General features: G+C 73.5%; 13 protein-coding genes. 9 read left to right on the top strand and 4 right to left on the bottom strand.

Features of this window, described 5'->3' with window-relative positions:
- From EKD16_RS18810 to EKD16_RS18800, 3 genes are all read right to left on the bottom strand, one after another.
- Window positions 1-1,431, bottom strand: a complete 1,431-nt coding sequence (locus EKD16_RS18810; protein WP_131099644.1) for a YlbE family protein — start codon at window positions 1,429-1,431, stop codon at window positions 1-3.
- Window positions 1,432-1,525: 94 nt separating this feature from the next.
- Window positions 1,526-3,019, bottom strand: a complete 1,494-nt coding sequence (locus EKD16_RS18805) for an FdrA family protein (RefSeq protein WP_131099642.1) — start codon at window positions 3,017-3,019, stop codon at window positions 1,526-1,528.
- Complete coding sequence (locus EKD16_RS18800; protein WP_165498610.1) at window positions 3,016-3,801, bottom strand: DUF2877 domain-containing protein; 786 nt, start codon at window positions 3,799-3,801, stop codon at window positions 3,016-3,018. Before EKD16_RS18800 ends, EKD16_RS18805 begins: the two co-directional genes overlap by 4 nt.
- 225 nt (window positions 3,802-4,026) lie before the next feature.
- Between EKD16_RS18800 and EKD16_RS18795 the strand changes: the two genes are divergently transcribed.
- A complete protein-coding gene (locus EKD16_RS18795) occupies window positions 4,027-5,745 on the top strand; it encodes a PucR family transcriptional regulator (protein WP_165498609.1) in 1,719 nt (572 codons plus the stop codon).
- An 84-nt stretch (window positions 5,746-5,829) separates the two neighbouring features.
- Here EKD16_RS18795 and EKD16_RS18790 read toward each other — a convergent pair whose 3' ends face one another.
- Complete coding sequence (locus tag EKD16_RS18790) at window positions 5,830-6,561, bottom strand: lytic polysaccharide monooxygenase auxiliary activity family 9 protein (protein WP_207391351.1); 732 nt, start codon at window positions 6,559-6,561, stop codon at window positions 5,830-5,832.
- A 432-nt stretch (window positions 6,562-6,993) separates the two neighbouring features.
- On the opposite strand from EKD16_RS18790, the gene EKD16_RS18785 reads away from it, so the two are divergent.
- The 8 genes from EKD16_RS18785 to EKD16_RS18750 all read left to right on the top strand — a co-directional run bounded on the left by EKD16_RS18785 (window position 6,994) and on the right by EKD16_RS18750 (window position 17,025).
- Window positions 6,994-8,484, top strand: a complete 1,491-nt coding sequence (locus tag EKD16_RS18785) for a uracil-xanthine permease family protein (protein WP_131099639.1) — start codon at window positions 6,994-6,996, stop codon at window positions 8,482-8,484.
- 80 nt (window positions 8,485-8,564) lie between these two features.
- The gene (locus tag EKD16_RS18780) at window positions 8,565-9,470 is read left to right on the top strand and encodes an FAD binding domain-containing protein (RefSeq protein WP_131099638.1); all 906 of its coding nucleotides are present in this window, start codon (window positions 8,565-8,567) and stop codon (window positions 9,468-9,470) included.
- Entirely contained in the window at window positions 9,467-10,054 is a 588-nt protein-coding gene (locus EKD16_RS18775; protein WP_131099637.1) for a (2Fe-2S)-binding protein, read from the top strand. The genes EKD16_RS18780 and EKD16_RS18775 overlap by 4 nt, the downstream gene beginning before the upstream one ends.
- A complete protein-coding gene (gene cutA / locus EKD16_RS18770; RefSeq protein ID WP_207391350.1) occupies window positions 10,051-12,606 on the top strand; it encodes an aerobic carbon-monoxide dehydrogenase large subunit in 2,556 nt (851 codons plus the stop codon). Before EKD16_RS18775 ends, cutA begins: the two co-directional genes overlap by 4 nt.
- Window positions 12,603-13,262: an SRPBCC family protein gene (locus EKD16_RS18765; protein WP_131099636.1), complete on the top strand. Its 660-nt coding sequence runs from the start codon at window positions 12,603-12,605 to the stop codon at window positions 13,260-13,262. The genes cutA and EKD16_RS18765 overlap by 4 nt, the downstream gene beginning before the upstream one ends.
- 373 nt (window positions 13,263-13,635) lie before the next feature.
- A complete protein-coding gene (locus tag EKD16_RS18760; protein WP_131099635.1) occupies window positions 13,636-14,229 on the top strand; it encodes a GTP-binding protein in 594 nt (197 codons plus the stop codon).
- Between the two features lie 166 nt (window positions 14,230-14,395).
- A complete protein-coding gene (gene secA2 / locus EKD16_RS18755) occupies window positions 14,396-16,711 on the top strand; it encodes an accessory Sec system translocase SecA2 (protein ID WP_131099634.1) in 2,316 nt (771 codons plus the stop codon).
- Between the two features lie 143 nt (window positions 16,712-16,854).
- Window positions 16,855-17,025, top strand: a complete 171-nt coding sequence (locus EKD16_RS18750; RefSeq protein WP_207391349.1) for a hypothetical protein — start codon at window positions 16,855-16,857, stop codon at window positions 17,023-17,025.
- The last annotated feature ends 211 nt before the right edge of the window (window positions 17,026-17,236 follow it).

Genomic DNA, 17,236 nt, shown 5'->3' with positions numbered 1-17,236 from the left:
CTACACGGACTGCGGCAGCGGAGGCGCCTCCTCTGCCAGGGCGCTCAGCGCCGCGGTGAAGCATTCGGCGGGCGGATTGACCAGGCCCGCGCCGACCTGCCCGGTTCCCGGGAGGCGTCCGGCCATGCCGGTGTTGATCTGCGGCAGGATCCCGGTCCGCACCACCCGTGTCACGTCGATGCCGGTGGGCGCGCCCCGGAAGTCCAGGATCGGCAGCTGGAAGGCGGGGTTCTCGGTGAGCGTGATCTCGTACATGCTGCGTGACGTGCGCAGCGCGAACGACGCGTCGCCGCCGACGAAGCGGACGATCGCGGGAGCCGCGGCCATCGCGAACCCGCCGATACCGCAGGTCTCGGTGATGGTGGAGTCGCCGATGTCGGGGTTGGCGTCGTCGGGGCCGAACGAGCCCAGGAACAGCCCCTCGGGCGTGAGCGCGGGCGCGGTGAACCACCGGTCGCCGCATCCCGACACCTGGATGCCGAACTCGGTGCCGTTGCGTGCCATCGCAACGACCGCGGTGGAACCGGGGATGCCGCGGGCCGCGTCCATCATCAGCTTGCCGGCGGGCATGGCCAGGTTCAGGAAGAAGTGGTCGTTGCCGCCGATGAAGTCGGCGACGTCGGCGATGTCGCTGCTCGGTGCTCCGCCGGAGAGCAGGTCGGGCAGCAGGGCGCGGAGCAGCATCAGCGTTCCGGAGCGGTTTCGGTTGTGCCCTTCGTCGCCCATCTGCAGCATCTGGGCGAGGATGGCGCCGATGTCGATGGGGCCGTGGGCGCGTACCGCGCCGCGCAGCAGCGGGCCCAGCACCCGCGTCATCCAGCGCAGGCGGTCCATGACGTCGGGGCCGTAGGCGCCGTAGCGCAGCACCGCGCCCAAGCCCTCGTTCAGCGAGCACCAGGACCGGCGGCCGGTATCGGGGTCGGCCAGCTCGAAGACCCACATCGAGGGGCTGACGACTCCGGCCATGGGGCCGACGGCTCCGCGGTGGTGGCACGGCTCCAGGTCGGCCGCGCCGCGGCGCAGCCGCTCCTCGGCGTCCTCGGGGGTATCGGCGAGGCCCTCGAAGACCATGGCCCCCATCAGCGCTCCGCGCAGCGGGCCCGAGGCGCCGTCCCAGTCGACCGGCGGGCCGGCGTGCAGGAAGGAGCCGGGCTCCAGTCCCAGCGCCTCACCGGCCGGGCGTACGTCCACCAGTCGGGGGCGCACGGCCAGCACCCGCCGGGTCGCCTCGGCGTTGGCTGCGGCGCGGCGCGGGTCGGCCAGCACCCGCACCAGGCGGCCGGCGCTGTCGGAGCCGTCGGCGCCGGAAAGGGGCGGGTGGAAGTCGGTGTCGGTGACGGGCACGGCCTGGTCGGCCAGTGCGTCGGAGAGCAGCCGCGCGCCCGCGGCCACGACGACGGGGTCCTCGGTGAGGAGTCCGGACGGGCTCATCGGTCACCTTTCACGAGACGTCCGCCCCGGGGGCGGGACGGTCGGCAGCGGGGTCGGGAAGCTTCGCGGGCGGGCGGCGCCGGAGCCGGCGCCATCAGGCCGGATCCCCGCCTGCGGCCAGATCCGCGGCGCGGCGGGCGGCGGCGGAGTTGGCCGCGTAGACCTCGGCGCCGGCCCGGCGCAGCCGCTCGGCCTGATCGGCGAGTCCCTGGGCGTCGCCGAGGGCACCGCACAGCGAAATCACGACGTGCGGCCGATCCGCTTCGGCGGCCTCCAGCGCCTCGGCCAGGCCGGCGGCCGGGTCGGGGTGGGCGCCGTGGCCGAGGACGACATCGGCGAGGACCGCGCCGGTGGCGGGGTCGGCGAGCTCGGCGGCGAAGCGGTCGGCGCGCGCGGCCGGGTCGATCATGGGATGGGGCCGGTCCAGGGTGAACGCGTCGTCGCCGAAGTCGATCACCAGGTGGCCGGGAGTGTCCGCTACGACGGGATCGGCGCCGGTGTTGGAGGCGACCGGGCCCAGTGTGCGCGTCGCCACGGCGGCGGCCTCGCCGGCGAGCGTGCCGCCGCAGAACAGGCCGCGCAGTGCCCCGGTGCGCCGCGGAGAGGGGCTCTTCGGCAGCCAGCGCGGCCACTGCGGCTCGTCGCGGCCCAGGGCCGAGGCGACCTCGGCGACCGCCGCGGCGATGTCGGAGTCTCCGGTGCCCACGAGAACGGTGTGCACGGGCGTGGAAAGCCGCTCGGCCTCGCGCCGGACCTCCTCGGCGACCCGCGGCGCGGGCGGCTTGGAGACCAGCACGATTCGCTCGGTAGCGGGGTCCTCGTCGAGCATCCGCAGCGCTCTGCGGGTCGAGACGCCTCCGACGGCCTCCGACAGGTCGCGCCCGCCGACGCCCAGGCAGTGGCTGACGCCCGCCCCTGCGGCGTCCAGCAGGCACATCACCTGCTGCGCGCCGGTGCCCGAGGCCGCGACGACGCCCACCGGTCCGGGGCGCACGGCGTTGGCGAAACCGAACCCGGCTCCGCCCACCATCGCGGTGCCGCAGTCGGGGCCCATGACGAGTCGGTCCAGCTCCTCTGCCCTGCGCTTCAGTGCCACCTCGTGCTCGACGGGCACGTTGTCGCTGAAGACGAGCACGTCCAGCCCGGCCTCCAGCGCATCGAAGGCTTCGGCGGCCGCGTAGCGGCCCGGCACCGACACCAGCGCCAGGGTGGCCGGGCGGCCCTCGGCTTCGGCGCTGCGCGCGGCAGTGCGCAGGGTCCGCGGCGGCGCGTCGGCGGGCGCGGCCCCGTGACCGCCCGCCGACATCGCCGCCAGTTCCGCCTCGGCGGTGGCGAGCGCCGCCGAAGCGGCCGCCTCCTCGGGCGCACGCACCGCGATCACCAGGTCGTCGGGACCGGTGCCGTCCGGAGCGGTACCGCCCATGTCGGCGAGGATGCCCAGGTTCAGCTCGGTGGCCATGGCCACCAAAGCCGCCTCGACCCCCTCGACGGCGGCGACCTCGCGGGTCACCCGCATCAGGGCCACCGAGTCGCGGTATGCGCCCTTGCGCACTTCCACACGCGTCGCGGTCACCGGTTCCGTGGTCATGGGGCACTCCCTGTACGTGGACGTTGCGTGCGTGGGCGTCGGTCGCCGCGGTGGCGCAGGGCCGCGCGGGCTCCCGCGAGCAGGCCCAGCGCCAGGTCGGTACCGGAGGTGTGGCCGATGCCCCGCAGCGTCGCCAGGGCGGGGGCGACCGGGGCGTGGCCCGAGAGGGCGTCGAGCAGGGCGACGGCCTCCGGGCAGGCCCGCCCCGCTGCGGCGTGGCCGATCAGCGCCGCCGACAGGGCCGTGGTGGCCGACCCGGCCCGCTGGGCGGCGGCGGCCAGGGGTGCTGCGGCCTGCGGGCCGCCGAGGTGGCGGGCGGCGAGCAGGTAACCGCAGACCAGGTCGTCGCCGCTGGGGGTGAGGCCGGGGCCGCGGCCGATGAGCCGGGCGCAGGCGTCGTCGGCGCGGGAGGGGGTGGCCAGGTCGCCTTCCGGCGCGGCGGCGGCGTACGAGGGCAGGCCGCCGGCGGCTGCGCCGAGGGCGCGGCTGAGTTCGGCGGTGGCGCGGGCGGTGTCGCGCAGGGTCAGGGGGGAGCGCGGCGCGGGCGGCCGCCACCACCGGCCCGCGCGGACGGTACACGGGCCGGTGGGGCCGTCGAACACCGCGGAGCATCGACCGATGCGGACCGACGTCGCGGCCGCGACGTCGGCGAACGGCCCCACGCTCTGCGTGCCGACGAGGACCAGCCCGTTGGGCAACCGGACGGCGTCTCGTGCCAGGAGAGCGATCACCGTCGCCTCGTGCGGGCCCTCGACTTCAAGGTAGACCGCCAGACGTGACACGCCCAGCATTCGCGACGGCCGAAATGGGCCGCTCACAATGTCATAAAGCGCGGATGAGGCCGCAGCGGGCCAGCTGTCGTCTCGCGCGCCGGAATGCGCGGGCGCGTCGCGGCCGTGTGCGGCGGCGGACGGCGGCCGAGCTGCCATGGCCCCTCCTCCCTTCGCGCCGGCGGCAGAGCGGGTGGCCCCGCAAGCTGACGCTATGCCGACGGCTATCGTCGACCCATGGAAAACATTGCCAACGATGGGGCCGGCTCTGGACAGGATCTGCCGAGCGCCGATCCGGTGCATTCGGCGAGCACGTTGGCGCGCGGGCTCTCCGTGGCCGACGCCCTGAGCCTGTCGAGCCTGTCCGGAACCGAGGTGCTGGCCGGCGCGAGCGGCCTGGGCCGCGTCATCCGCCGACTCAACGTCATGGAGGTCCCCGACATCCTGCCCTGGGTCAAACCCGACGAGATGCTGCTGACCACGGGTTACCCGCTGCGCAGCGCCGGGGACCTGGCCGGCCTGGTACGCGAGCTCGACGCCCGGGGCCTGGCGGCGGTGGCCATCAAACTGGGCCGCTACGTCGACACCCTGCCCGACGAGGTGCTGCGCACCGCCGACTCCCTCGGGCTTCCGCTGCTGCGGCTGGACGAGGAGGTGGCCTTCGACGACGTCCTCAATCAGCTGCTCACCGACATCGTCGACCGGCAGGCGGCCATTCTCGCCCGCGCCGAGGAGGTGCACCGGGTGCTGGTCGACGTGATCCTGGCCGGAGGCGGCCTGGCCGCCATCACCGGGAAACTGCCCGAGTTGCTCGACGGCAGCGTCATGGTCACCACCCCCGACGGCCGCGTGCTGGCCCGCTCCGGCATGGACGCCGACGTGCTGGCCGATGCGCGGTGCTTCGACCCGGCCGGCGGCCGCTTCCAGGTGGAGAACTTCAAGCATGGCGTGCGCGCGCTGGACGACGCGGACCCGCGGGTCGTGCAGGTGCCCGTCCTGGCCGGCAGCCTCGACCACGGCCGCGTCGTGCTCATCACCCGCGGGCGCAGCGCCGAGCCGGCCGACGTGCACCTGCTGGAGCGCGCCGCGGCCACCGCGGCGCTGGTCATCACACGCGACCTGGCGGTGGCCGCGGTCGAGGGCAAGTACCAGGGCGACTTCCTGCGCGACCTGCTGGCGGGGCGCGCCGGCGAGCCCGGGCACGCGATCCGCCACTGCGCGAGCCTGGGCTGGGACATCGACCGGCCCCTGGTCGTGGCGGTGGCCGAACTCGACGGCGAGGCCGCGACGCAGGTGCCGACCGCCGGCGACCTGCGCCCCGCCCACGAGCGGTTCGCCGGCGCCTGGAGCATGGTGGTGCGCGACCGCGACCCCGGCGCGGCGGTCGTCGGCTACAGCCAGGAGGTGGTCGTGCTGATGGGCGCCGGCGGCGAAGGCGAGGCCGGGCCGGGACGGCTGGTGCGTTCGGTCATCGCCCAGGTGGCCGGCGACGGGGGCGGTGGCCGACGGTCCTTCGCCACGGGTATCAGCCGGGTGGCCGCCGGTCCCGCCGAGCTGCCGCGCGCCTACGAGCAGGCACGCCAGGCCGCCCGCGTGGGCCGGCGTATGAACGGGCCGGGTTCGGTGGCCGAGTTCGACGAACTGGGCGTCTACCGGCTGCTCAGCCAGATCCCCGACACCGCGGAGCTGCGGTCCTTCACCGAGGAGACCCTCGGCGAGCTCGCGCGGACCGGTTCGCCGGAGCACGACGACCTGCGTGCCACGCTGGAGACGCTGCTCGACAACAACCTCAACGTCGCCGAGACCGCGCGCCTGCTGCACTTCCACTACAACACCCTGCGCTACCGCATCGGCAAGCTGGAGCGCATGCTGGGCCCCTTCAGCACCGACCCGCACCTGCGGCTCAACCTGATGGTGGCGCTGCGCGTGGTCCGCATGCGCGACCTGCGCGGCTGAGCTGCCCGTCCGGCCCCGGGGACCGACGGCCGACGGTGCGCCCGGGGAGCGCGCGCCGACCGCCGGCGGGTGCGGTACTCGGCCTCAGTTGCCGGGGAAGGAGACGTCGCTGCAGGCGTAGAACACCTGGTCGTAGTGGCTGGCCTGCCAGATCATGTAGACGATGTGGTGGCCGCTGCGTCCGGGGGCGCTGACGTCGATGTCGATGGAGACGCCGTTGAGGGCCTCCCCGTCCGAGGGCCTGCCCTCGCCGGGCTCGACCACCCCGGTGTCGGCGAGCAATTCCAGGTCGCCCCAGCCCAGTTCCTCGGTGACGGGGTCGAAGCCCTGCTCGGTGACGTAGACGCGGAAGTAGTCCGCCCCGTGGAGGGCCTGGTCGTGCACGGTGACGGTGAAGTCGTTGTCGACCGCTGTCGTCTTCCACTCGCCGGGGGTGTTCAGCGCCGCGTAGCGTCCGCCGGCGGTGTTGCCCGCGCTGCACAGTTGGCCGTCGGGGATGGCGGCCTGGTGGTCGCCGCCGACGTTCTCGCGGTAGAGGCCGTTCCAGTTCCACATGGCTGTGGAGTCGGCCTGCCAGGCCTGCCAGCACATGGGGTCCTCGGTGGCCATGTCGGGATTCTGGAAGTCGTCGCCCCAGCGCTCCCAGCAGCCGTAGTTGCGGCTGGCCGGGTCGATCGTGGATCCGTGGGCGAAGGCGCTGCCGGCGAACACGGTGGAGAGCATGAGCGGTACCGCGGCCCCCACGACGAGGAGTCGGCGCCCCGTGGCGCGGGCGGCGGAAGACGTAGTGGCGGGGGTGTGGGGCAAGAAAGGCATGGCACCTCGATCGGAGCTATAGGGGATGGCCTCTTCCCACATCACACTGGAACCGAATTCTAGAGTGCCCACTGTGTGCGATCAACAGGGTGCGTAAAGTGCTGCGGGGATCGGCAGTGCTCGGGCGGGCGCCCTCTGGGCGGTCGGGGCAGGCAGGGGCGGGGGATCGGTTACCGCTGCGCAACCGCTCGGCGACGGAGGCGTCACATGGTTGTGCCGAACTGATGGGGCACATGCGGCCGGGGTCGGAGATCGCCAACGAATCGGCGCTCCTTTGGCAGATATCGCCCGTGCCGAGCCCGTGCCCGCCTTCTAAGGTTGCCCGGAAGTGAATTGGATCACGTTTACGGTGACCCGCCGACCCGGGCGCGTGCCCGGCGGGTGCGCGCCCGAGCCCCCGGTCGCTACGGACACGTCACGGTGGAGGCCCCAGTGAACCTCGGCTTGCGGTGGAAACTCTACGGCGACGGCAGCGCCCCTCCCCCCGGTGAAGTCGTCCGCCCCCAAGAGCGCCTCTCCTGGGGGCGGACGGCGGGCTTGGGCGCCCAGCACGTCATCGCCATGTTCGGCGCCACGTTCGTCTTCCCCGTCATCATGGGCCTGGATCCCAACCTGGCGATCATGATGTCGGGCGTGGCCACAATCCTGTTCCTGCTGATCGTGCAGGGCCGGGTACCCAGCTACCTCGGCACCAGCGCCTCCTTCGTCGCCGCGGCCGCGGTGATCTCCCCGGAGGGGGCGAACCCGGCGGTGCTCACCGGCGCGATCCTGGTCGCAGGCGTCGTGTTGGCGCTATCCGGGGTCGCCATCCACCTGCTCGGCCCCCGCGCCGTCCTCGCGGCCTTCCCGCCCGCGGTCACCGGTGCGGTCGTCATGCTGATCGGGTTCAACCTCGCCCCGGTCGTCGCGGAGAACTACTGGCCCTTCGACCAGTGGGTCGGCCTGCTCACCATGGCCTTCGTCATCCTGGCCACGGTCCTGCTGCGCGGCTTCCTGGGCCGCATCACCATCCTGCTCGGCCTGGTCTTCGGATTCGTGCTGTCCTGGGTCTTCGACCAGGCCTTCGGCGCGGCACCGCTGCCCGAGGGCCAGGGCGGCGGCGCCGCGCCCCGGGTCGACCTCGGCGCCGTGGGCGACGCCGCGTGGATCGGCCTGCCCGACTTCCACGCCCCCGTTTTCGAGACCTCGGCGATCCTGGTCGCCTTGCCCGCCGTGATCGCGCTGATCGCCGAGAACGCCGGACACGTCAAGGCCGTCCAGGAGATGACAGGCGACGACCTGAACCCCTACATGGGCCGCGCCATCTTCGCCGACGGCCTGGCCACCTCCCTCGCCAGCTCGGTCGGCGGCTCGCCCACCACGACCTACGCCGAGAACATCGGCGTCATGGCCGCCACCCGCGTGTACTCCACGGCCGCCTACTACGTCGCCGCGCTGGTGGCGATCCTGTTCGGCCTCTGCCCCAAGTTCGGCGAACTGGTCGCGGCCACACCCGCCGGCGTCCTCGGCGGCATCACCGTGGTGCTCTACGGCATGATCGGCCTGCTCGGGGCAAAGATCTGGGTGGAGAACCGCGTCGACTTCGGCAACCCGATCGTGCTGGTCCCGCTCGCGGCGGGGCTGATCGCCGGCATCGGCGGGGTCAGCCTGCATATCACCGAGGGCTTCTCCCTGGAGGGCATCGCCCTGGGCACCATCATCATCCTCGCCGGCTACCACGTCCTCTACCGCCTGGCGCCCGCGAGCATGCGGCCCGCGCCGGCGCCCGACGGGATCGAGGACGGGCACGACGCCTCCGACTCCGGCGCCGGCGTGGTGCTGGGCAGCGGTGTCGACACCCGCGACGACACCGCTGCGCCGAGCGGCGGTGTCGGCACGGAAACCGGGAAGGAAAGGCGTGAAGGGGGAGGACAGGTCACCTGACCTGCGCGCACTCCGCCGGCCCGGCGCCGGCGGAGCCTCCGTCCCCGGCCCCTCGCGGGCCCGCATGCGAAAGGAGAACCGTGAAGCCACCGCCGTTCGCCTACCACGCGCCCACCGAACTCGACGAGGCCGTGACACTGCTGGCCGAGGCGGGCGAGGAGGGCAAGGTCCTGGCCGGCGGGCAGAGCCTCATCCCGCTGCTGAACATGCGGCTGGCCGCCCCCGGCGTCCTGGTCGACATCAACCGGGTCGCCGGGCTCGGCGGCATCGAGGTCGACGGCGCCGGGGTCCGCGTCGGCGCGCTCGTGCGGCATTCGGCGCTGGAGGCCCACACCGCCGCCGCCGAGGCAGTGCCCCTGCTGCGCCAGGGGCTGCGGCTGGTGGCCCACCCGGTGATCCGCAACCGCGGCACGAGTGTCGGCAGTATCGCCCATGCGGACCCCTCTGGCGAGATGCCCGCCGTGCTGGCGCTGCTGGAGGGCGAGGTCGAGGTGCGGGGGCCCGCGGGCGGCCGCACGGTTCCCGCCGCGGAGTTCGTGACCGGGCCGATGGACAACGCCCTGGCCGGCGGCGAGATCGCGGTGGCGGCGCGCTTTCCGCGTCCGGGCCCCGGCACCGGGACCGCCTTCGTCGAGACCGCCCGCCGCCACGGCGACTACGCGCTGTGCGGCGTGGCGGCCGCGGTCGCCCTCGACGCCGCCGGGCGCATCACGACGGCCCGCTGCTGCCTCATCTCGGTGGCGCCCGTACCCCTCGTGGTCGACCTGACCGCCCACCTGGCCGGGCGCCCCGCCGAGGCTGTGGACCTGGCCGCGGCCGCCGCAGAGGCCGCCGACACGACCGAGCCCGAGGACGACATCCACGCCGGCGCCGACTACCGCCGCCACCTCGCGCGGGTGCTCACCGAGCGGGCCCTGGCCCAGGCCGCAGCCCGCGCCGCTGCCGCCACCGCACCGACCCCCGCCGACACCGGAGCGAGCCGATGACCGAGCAACTGCACGACGTCCGGCTGCGCGTCAACGGCATCCAGTACAGCGCCCGGGTGCCCGCCCGCCGCCTGCTGTCGGACTGCCTGCGCCACGACCTGGGGCTCACCGGAACCCACGTCGGCTGCGAGCACGGGGTCTGCGGCGCATGCACCGTGCTCGTCGACGGGCAGCCGATGCGCTCCTGCCTGATGCTGGCGGTCAGCGCCGCCCAGCACGACGACATCACCACCGTCGAAGGGCTGGCCGCGGCCGACGGCACCCCGCACCCCGTTCAGCAGGCGTTCTCCGAGTGCCACGCGCTGCAGTGCGGCTTCTGCACCCCGGGGTTCCTCACCCTCGTCGCCGCCTACGTGCGCGACAACCCCGACCCCGCCGAGGAGGACGCCCGGGAGGCCGTGGCCGGCAATCTGTGCCGCTGCACCGGATACCAGAACATCGTCGCGGCCGTGCAGCGCACCGCGGAGCTCACCCGTGAGCAGGGCCCCGCCGCCAAGAGCGGGACCGCGCCGCCCGCCGACCCCGCCGAGGCGGGCGGACCGCACCGGCCGCAGGCACCCCAGACGCGAGGAGACCGCCCGTGAGCACCCGCATGTTCGGCGCCCCGGTCCAGCGCAGCGAGGACGCCCGCCTGGTCGCCGGCCGCGGCGCCTTCCTGGACGACCTGGGTGCCGGCGCGTGCGCCGCAGCGTTCGTCCGCAGCCCGCACGCCCGCGCCCGCATCCGCGACATCGACGCCGCGGACGCCGTCGACGTCGAGGGCATCATCGCCGTCTACACCTACGAGGACCTGGCCGGCCCCATGGCCGAGCCGCTGCCCCTGCTGATCCCGCACCCGTCGATCCGCGACGGGCGCACGCCCTACCCGCTGGCCCGCGAGTACGTCCACCACGTGGGCGAGCCGGTGGCCATGGTGGTGGCCGCCGACCGCTACACGGCCGAGGACGCCGCCGCCCGCATCCGCGTCGACTACGAGGTGGGCGAGGCCGTCGTCGGCATCGACGCCGCGGTCGCGGCGGACCGCACCGTGCACGAGGGCATGGCCGACAACGTCGCCGCCCACCTCGTCCAGGAGGTGGGTGACGCCCGCGCCGCCGTCGACGCCGCACCCAACACCCTTGAGCTCGACTGGGATATCGAGCGCTCGGCGGCCACCCCGCTGGAGGGCCGCGGCGTCTACGCGCGCTGGGAGCCCGCCTCCAGCTCCACCGGCAGTGACGACGGCCGCCTGCGCGTCTACACCTCCACCCAGACCTCCACGGGCGTGCGCGCGGCCGTCGCCGCCAAGATGGAACTGGCGCTGGGCCAGGTCGAGGTGGTGGTGCCCGACGTCGGCGGCGGGTTCGGCGTGAAAATCGTGCACCCCTGGCCCGAAGAGGTCATGGTGCCCTGGGCCGCCCGCGTGCTGGGCCGCGAGGTCAAGTGGGTCGAGGACCGCCGCGAGCACTTCGTCGCGGCCGCCCACGAGCGCGCGCAGCACCAGCGGGTCCGGGTCGGCTTCGACGACGACGGCCGCCTCCTCGGCCTGGACGTGGACATCCTGCACGACAACGGGGCCTACCTGCCCTACGGCGTCATCGTGCCCATCGTGACCTCCACCCAGCTGCTGGGCCCCTACAAGCCCGGCGCCTACCGGGTGGAGTTCCGCAGCCTCTACACCACCACCGCCATCGTCACGCCCTACCGCGGCGCGGGCCGGCCCCAAGGGGTCTTCGCCATGGAGCGCACCATGGACGCCATCGCCGACCACCTCGGCCTGGACCGGCTCCAGGTACGCGCCGCCAACGTCATCCGGCCCGCCGAGATGCCCTACGACCAGGGACTGCTGTTCCAGGACGGCCGACCGCTGATCTACGACTCCGGCGACTACCCCAAGATGCTGCGGATGATCGGCGAGCTGGTGGACTGGCCGGGCTTCGCCGAGTACCGCGAGCGCGCCCGCCGCGAGGGACGACGGGTGGGCATCGGCGTGGCCTGCTACGTCGAGGGCACCGGGCCCGGCCCCTACGAGGGCGGGCACGTGCAGGTCGAGACCAGCGGCAAGGTCCGCGTGGCCACCGGCCTCACCAGCCAGGGCCAGGGGCACGGCACCGTGCTCGCCCAGATCGTCGCCGACGAACTGGATATCCCCCTCTCCGACGTGGAGGTGACCACCGGCGACACCCGGCGCATGGGCTACTCGGTGGGCACCTTCGCCTCCCGCGGCGCTGTCACCAGCGGCAGCGCCGTCGCGCTGGCCACCCGGCGGCTCAAGGAGAAGGCGCTGCGGATCGCCGCCGACGCGCTGGAGGCCGACGCCGGCGACCTGGAGTTCGCCCAGGGGCGCATCCAGGTCAAGGGCAGCCCCGTGCACGGCGTCGAACTCGGCACCCTCGCGGTGCTGTCCAACCCGCTGCGCTACGCCTTCGACGCGGCCTCGGCCGCCGCCACCCAGTTCAGCGGCGCCGCCGACCACGACAAGCCGCCGGTGGCCGAGGGCGAGACCCCCGGTCTGGAGGGGCTGGACTACCACTCGCCGCTGCGGTGCACCTTCGCCAACGGCGCGCATGCCGCCGTCGTCGAGACCGATCCGGACACCGCCGAGATCCGCATCCTGCGCTACTGCGTGGTGCACGACTGCGGCAACCTCATCAATCCGCGCATCGTGGAAGGGCAGGTGCACGGCGGCGTGGCCCAGGGCGTGGCCGGCGCGCTGTACGAGCGCATGGCCTACGACTCCGACGGCCAGCTGCTCAACGCCTCGCTGATGGACTTCCTGATGCCCTACGCCAGCGAGATACCCGCGGTCGAGATCGCCCACATGCAGACGCCCAGCCCGCTCAACCCGCTGGGAGTGAAGGGCGCCGGAGAGGCCGGGGTCATCCCCGCCTCCGCCGCCCTGGCGGCGGCCGTGGAGGACGCCGAAGGGTTCCGCATCGACCGCATGCCCATCTCGCCCTCGGAGCTGTTCGAGCTGCGGCGCCGCCACGCCGCGGGCGGAGTGCCCTCCGTGCCCGAGCGGCCCGCGCCGGTTGCGCCCGCCGCCCTCGACCCCTCCGGGCCGGCCGCCGAGCCCGGCCCGGGCGAGGAAGCCGCGCCGTCGTCGCCTGCGCACCCGTCCGATGCATCCGTACCGTCAGCGAGGGAGTCCCGTTGAAGATCACCGGCAGCGCCACACTGCAGGCACCCGCCCAGCGGATCTGGGACCGGATGCTCGACCCCGACGCGCTGGCCCGCGCGATCCCCGGTTGCGAGCGGCTGGAGCAGACCGGACCCGACGAGTACCGCGGCACCGTCACCGCCGGCGTCGGCTCGATCAAGGGCACCTTCCAGGGCGACGTGCGCCTCGCCGACCTCAAGCCCGCCGAGTCGCTGACGATGCACGCCCAGGGCGCGGGCGCCCCGGGCACGGTCACCGCCGAGATCGGGGTGCGCCTGGCCGACCTCGGCGACGGCACCACCGAGCTGACCTACGACGCCGACGCCGTCGTGGGCGGCATGGTCGGCGGGGTGGGCCAGCGCATGCTCACCGGCGTCGCCCGCAAGATGGCCGGGGAGTTCCTGAGCCGACTGGACGACGAGGTCACCGGGCGCGGCACGCTGAGCCAGGCCATCCCCGAACAGTCGGGCCCGGTGTCGGCCCCCGGCGAGTCCGGTGCTGCGGCCGTCCCCGCGCCTGCTCCGACCCGCCCCGCGAACACCGCCGCACCCGGCGGAGACTCCGGTACCTTCATGCGCGGCGCGGTGTTCGGCGCCGCCGCCACGCTGGCGGGCGTCCTCGTGGGCGCCTGGGCGGGACGCCGCGCGCGCTGAGGCGCCCCCGCGGCCCCGGGCGTGCCGCGGGTACTGCGCGCCTCACCCGCGCGGCGCCGGCCCGCACGCGCACCCCTCGGGGCGCGTGCGGGCCGGCCGCTGTGCGGGCGGCCCCGCGCGCCGGGTGCGGCCGAGCGGCGGCGGGCCACCGCTTCGCCCGGTTCCGCGGCCCGCCGCCACACACTCGTGATCTGCTTGTCGTAGTCGACCGGTCACCGGACGGCGCCGGGCGGTGCTAGGTTCACTGCGTGGTGTCCGAGAGCCACCGCAAGGACCCGCATCTTCCGTTGCCGCAGGCGTTTTCGTATCGCCTGGCACTGTCAGCCGGAAACGCCCTGCTTTGGCCCAGCGTCGTGAGGGAGCCGAGATCCACGTGAGCGAAGCACCGAAACTCTCAACGAAGATCATCGTCGCCGGCGGGTTCGGCGTGGGTAAGACGACCTTCATCGGAGCGGTTTCGGAGATCCCCCCGGTCCGCACCGAAGCCGCCGTCACCGCCGCCAGCGCCGGAATCGACGACCTGTCCCACACCCCCGACAAGACCAGCACGACCGTCGCCATGGACTTCGGCCGCATCTCGCTGGAGTCCGACCTCACCCTGTACCTGTTCGGGACGCCCGGCCAGCAGCGGTTCTGGTTCATGTGGGACGACCTCGTGCGCGGCGCGCTCGGAGCGATCGTGCTGGCCGACACCAGACGTCTGGAGGACTCCTTCCAGGCGCTGGACTACTTCGAGAAGCAGTACCGGCTGCCCTTCCTCGTTGCGCTGAACTCCTTCGAGGACGACCCCGGCTACACCGAGGCGGAGTTGCGCGACGCGCTCGACCTCAGCCCCGAGGTCCCCGTCGTGCGCTGCGACGCCCGGGAGCGCCATTCGGTGGTCGACGTCCTGGCCGCGCTGGTGCGCCACGCCATGGCGGTCGAAGCCGCCCAGCGTGAGGGGCAGCGCGGCCAGCTCGTGCGCTGAGCGCCGCGGTGGCGCCCGCGTGCGGCCGCGACGGGTGAGACCTGCCCGCCCCGCCCCAGGCGCAAGGGCCGCGATCGCCCAGCGAAGCGGAACCGATGCGATCGGTGCCACTGGGATGGAACTCACAGGGGCGCGGCGGCGTTACCCTTGCGTGGTGTTCGGACGAATGGCTGATAGCGTCCGCCGGCTGTTGGGCAAACCCGGCGCGGCGGATTTGCGGCCCTATACCAAGCTTCTGGAATCCATCGAGGCACGCGAGCCCGACCTGCGCGAACTCAGCGACGCCGAGCTGACGGACAAGGCGACCGAGCTGGGTGGCGCCGATCTGCCCTATGAGCGGCACGACCTCGTCGAGCTGTGCGCCGTCGGCCGCGAGGCGGCGCGCCGCACCCTCGACGAGCGCCCCTATGACGTGCAGCTGCTCGGGGTCATGGCGCTGCTGGACGGCCACATCGCCGAGATGGCCACCGGCGAGGGCAAGACCCTCTCCGGTGCGCTCGCGGCGGCCGGGTTCGCCATGCGCGGGCAGCGCGTGCACGTGCTCAGCGTCAACGACTACCTCGCCCGGCGCGACGCCGAGTGGATGGCGCCCCTCTACGACATGCTGGGCGTCGCGGTGGCGTGGATCGGCGAGGAGTCCACGCGCGAGGAGCGCCGCACGGCATACTCCGCCGACGTCACCTACGCGTCGGTGAGCGAGCTCGGCTTCGACGTGCTGCGTGACCGCATGGTCACCGACATCGCCGACCGCGTGGTGCCCGAGCCCAAGATCGCGCTGATCGACGAGGCCGACTCGGTGCTGGTCGACGAGGCCCGCGTGCCGCTGGTGCTGGCGGGCGCGGCCGAGAGCACCGACGCCGACCTGGAGATGGCCGAGCTCGTGCGCCGCCTCACCCCCGGCGTCGACTACGAGATCGACTCCGAGGGGCGCAACGTCCAGCTCACCGACAGCGGCATCGACAACGTCGAGAAGGAGCTGGGCGGCGTCGACCTCTACGACGAGGACGACACCTCCGTGCTGCCGCGGGTCAACCTGGCGCTGCACGCCCACGCGCTGCTCCAGCGCGACGTGCACTACGTGGTCCGCGACGGCGAGGTGCGCATCATCAACGAGTCGCGCGGGCGCATCGCGCTGCTCCAGCGCTGGCCCGACGGCCTGCAGGCCGCCGTCGAGGCCAAGGAGAAGGTCGACGTCTCCGACACCGGCGAGGTCCTCGACTCCATCACGGTGCAGTCGCTCGTGCTGCGCTACCCCACACGCTGCGGCATGACCGGCACCGCCATGGCGGTCGCCGAGCAGCTGCGGGAGTTCTACGAGCTCGAAGTCGCGGTCATCCCGTCCAACAAGCCGTGCATCCGCGAGGACGAGGGCACCCGCCTCTACGCTACGCGCGAGGAGAAGGAGGACGCCCTCGTCGACGAGATCGCCGAGGTGCACGCCACCGGCCGGCCGATCCTCATCGGCACCCAGGACGTCGCCGAGTCCGAGCTGCTGGCCGAGCGGCTGGGCAAGGACGGCCTGGACTGCGTCGTCCTCAACGCCAAGAACGACGCCGACGAGGCCGCCATCATCGCCGAGGCCGGGACCTACGGCGCGATCACGGTCTCCACCCAGATGGCCGGGCGCGGCACCGACATCCGGCTGGGCGGCAGCGACATGTCCGATCGCGACCGCGTGGTCGAGACGGGCGGCCTGTACGTCATGGGCTACGGCCGCTACCCCAGCAGCCGCCTCGACGACCAGCTGCGCGGGCGCGCCGGCCGTCAGGGCGACCCCGGCGCCTCGGTCTACTTCGTCTCCGTCGAGGACGACCTGGTGGCCAACAACGCGCCCGAGACCCGCGGTTACGAGGCCGGTGGCGACGGCGCCATCACCGACGAGAGCTGGCTGCGCATGGTCGACCACGCCCAGCGGGTCTCCGAGGGCCAGCTGCTGGAGGTGCACCGCAACACCTGGCGCTACAACAAGCTGATCGACGTGCAGCGCAGCGTCGTGCTGGAGCACCGCGAGGCGGTGCTGGCCGACGGCCTGGGCGACCGCCAGCTCGGCGTCGACTGCCCGGCCCACCACGCCGATCTGGTGGAGGCAGCCGGGTCCGAGGAGACCGCCAAGGCCGCGCGGCTGATCACCCTCTACCACCTCGACCGGGGCTGGACCGACCACAACGCCTACCTGGCCGAGCTGCGCGAGGGCATCCACCTGCGCTTCCTCGGCCGCCGCGACCCGCTGGACGAGTTCAACAGCGACGCCGTTCCCGCGTTCAAGGGCTTCTTGGACGAGGCCCGCGCCCGCGCCGCCGAGACCTTCGCGGAGGCCGAGGTGGACGAGGACGGCACCATCGACGTAGCCGACGTCGGAGTCAAGCGGCCCACGATGACCTGGACGTACATGGTGCACGACCACCCGTTCTCCTCGGCCCTGGAGACCGTGGTCGGCCGCTTCCGGGGCAAGCTCACCCGACTCGACGAGTCCGCGTCCTGACGCCCGGCCGCGATTCGCATCCGCGCGCCCCGGTCGGCCCTCCGCCGGCCGGGGCGCTTTCATGCCGGGCCGCCGCAGGTGTCGACGGCTCGGTCGGCCAGGGCGGCGCCTTCCACCCGGACCCCGGCAACGTCGTCGGGTACATGAACACGAACCCGAGCTGGTTCGAGTGCAAGATCGACGGCCAAGCCTACATCGGCGGACCGCACCCCACCCGCTGGGAGATGACGGTCGCCGACAACGGCAAGCTCGGCTGGATGAAGGACACCGACATCGCCAGCGAGACCAACCCGCTGCCGGACTGCTTCGTCTGACCGCCCCCGGCCGATCCCGGAGGGGCGTGCGCGCCCCTCCGGGTGTGTTCGCGAGGCCGTCGAGCCCCTCCGCAGCGGCCCGAGTGGCCGCGCCACGTGGCCCGTGTGGCGCCGTCGACGAAGAAACCGCGCATCTGTTGGCAGATCTTGCCGATTAACCAGCACCTCCCGCCGAGTTGAATCCCTAGTGCGGCCCCGCGACTCCGCGCGG

This window comes from Streptomonospora litoralis (assembly GCF_004323735.1).
Lineage (GTDB): Bacteria > Actinomycetota > Actinomycetes > Streptosporangiales > Streptosporangiaceae > Streptomonospora > Streptomonospora litoralis.
Note: the sequence above shows the minus strand (reverse complement) of the source record. Positions and strands in the feature narration are given on the sequence as shown.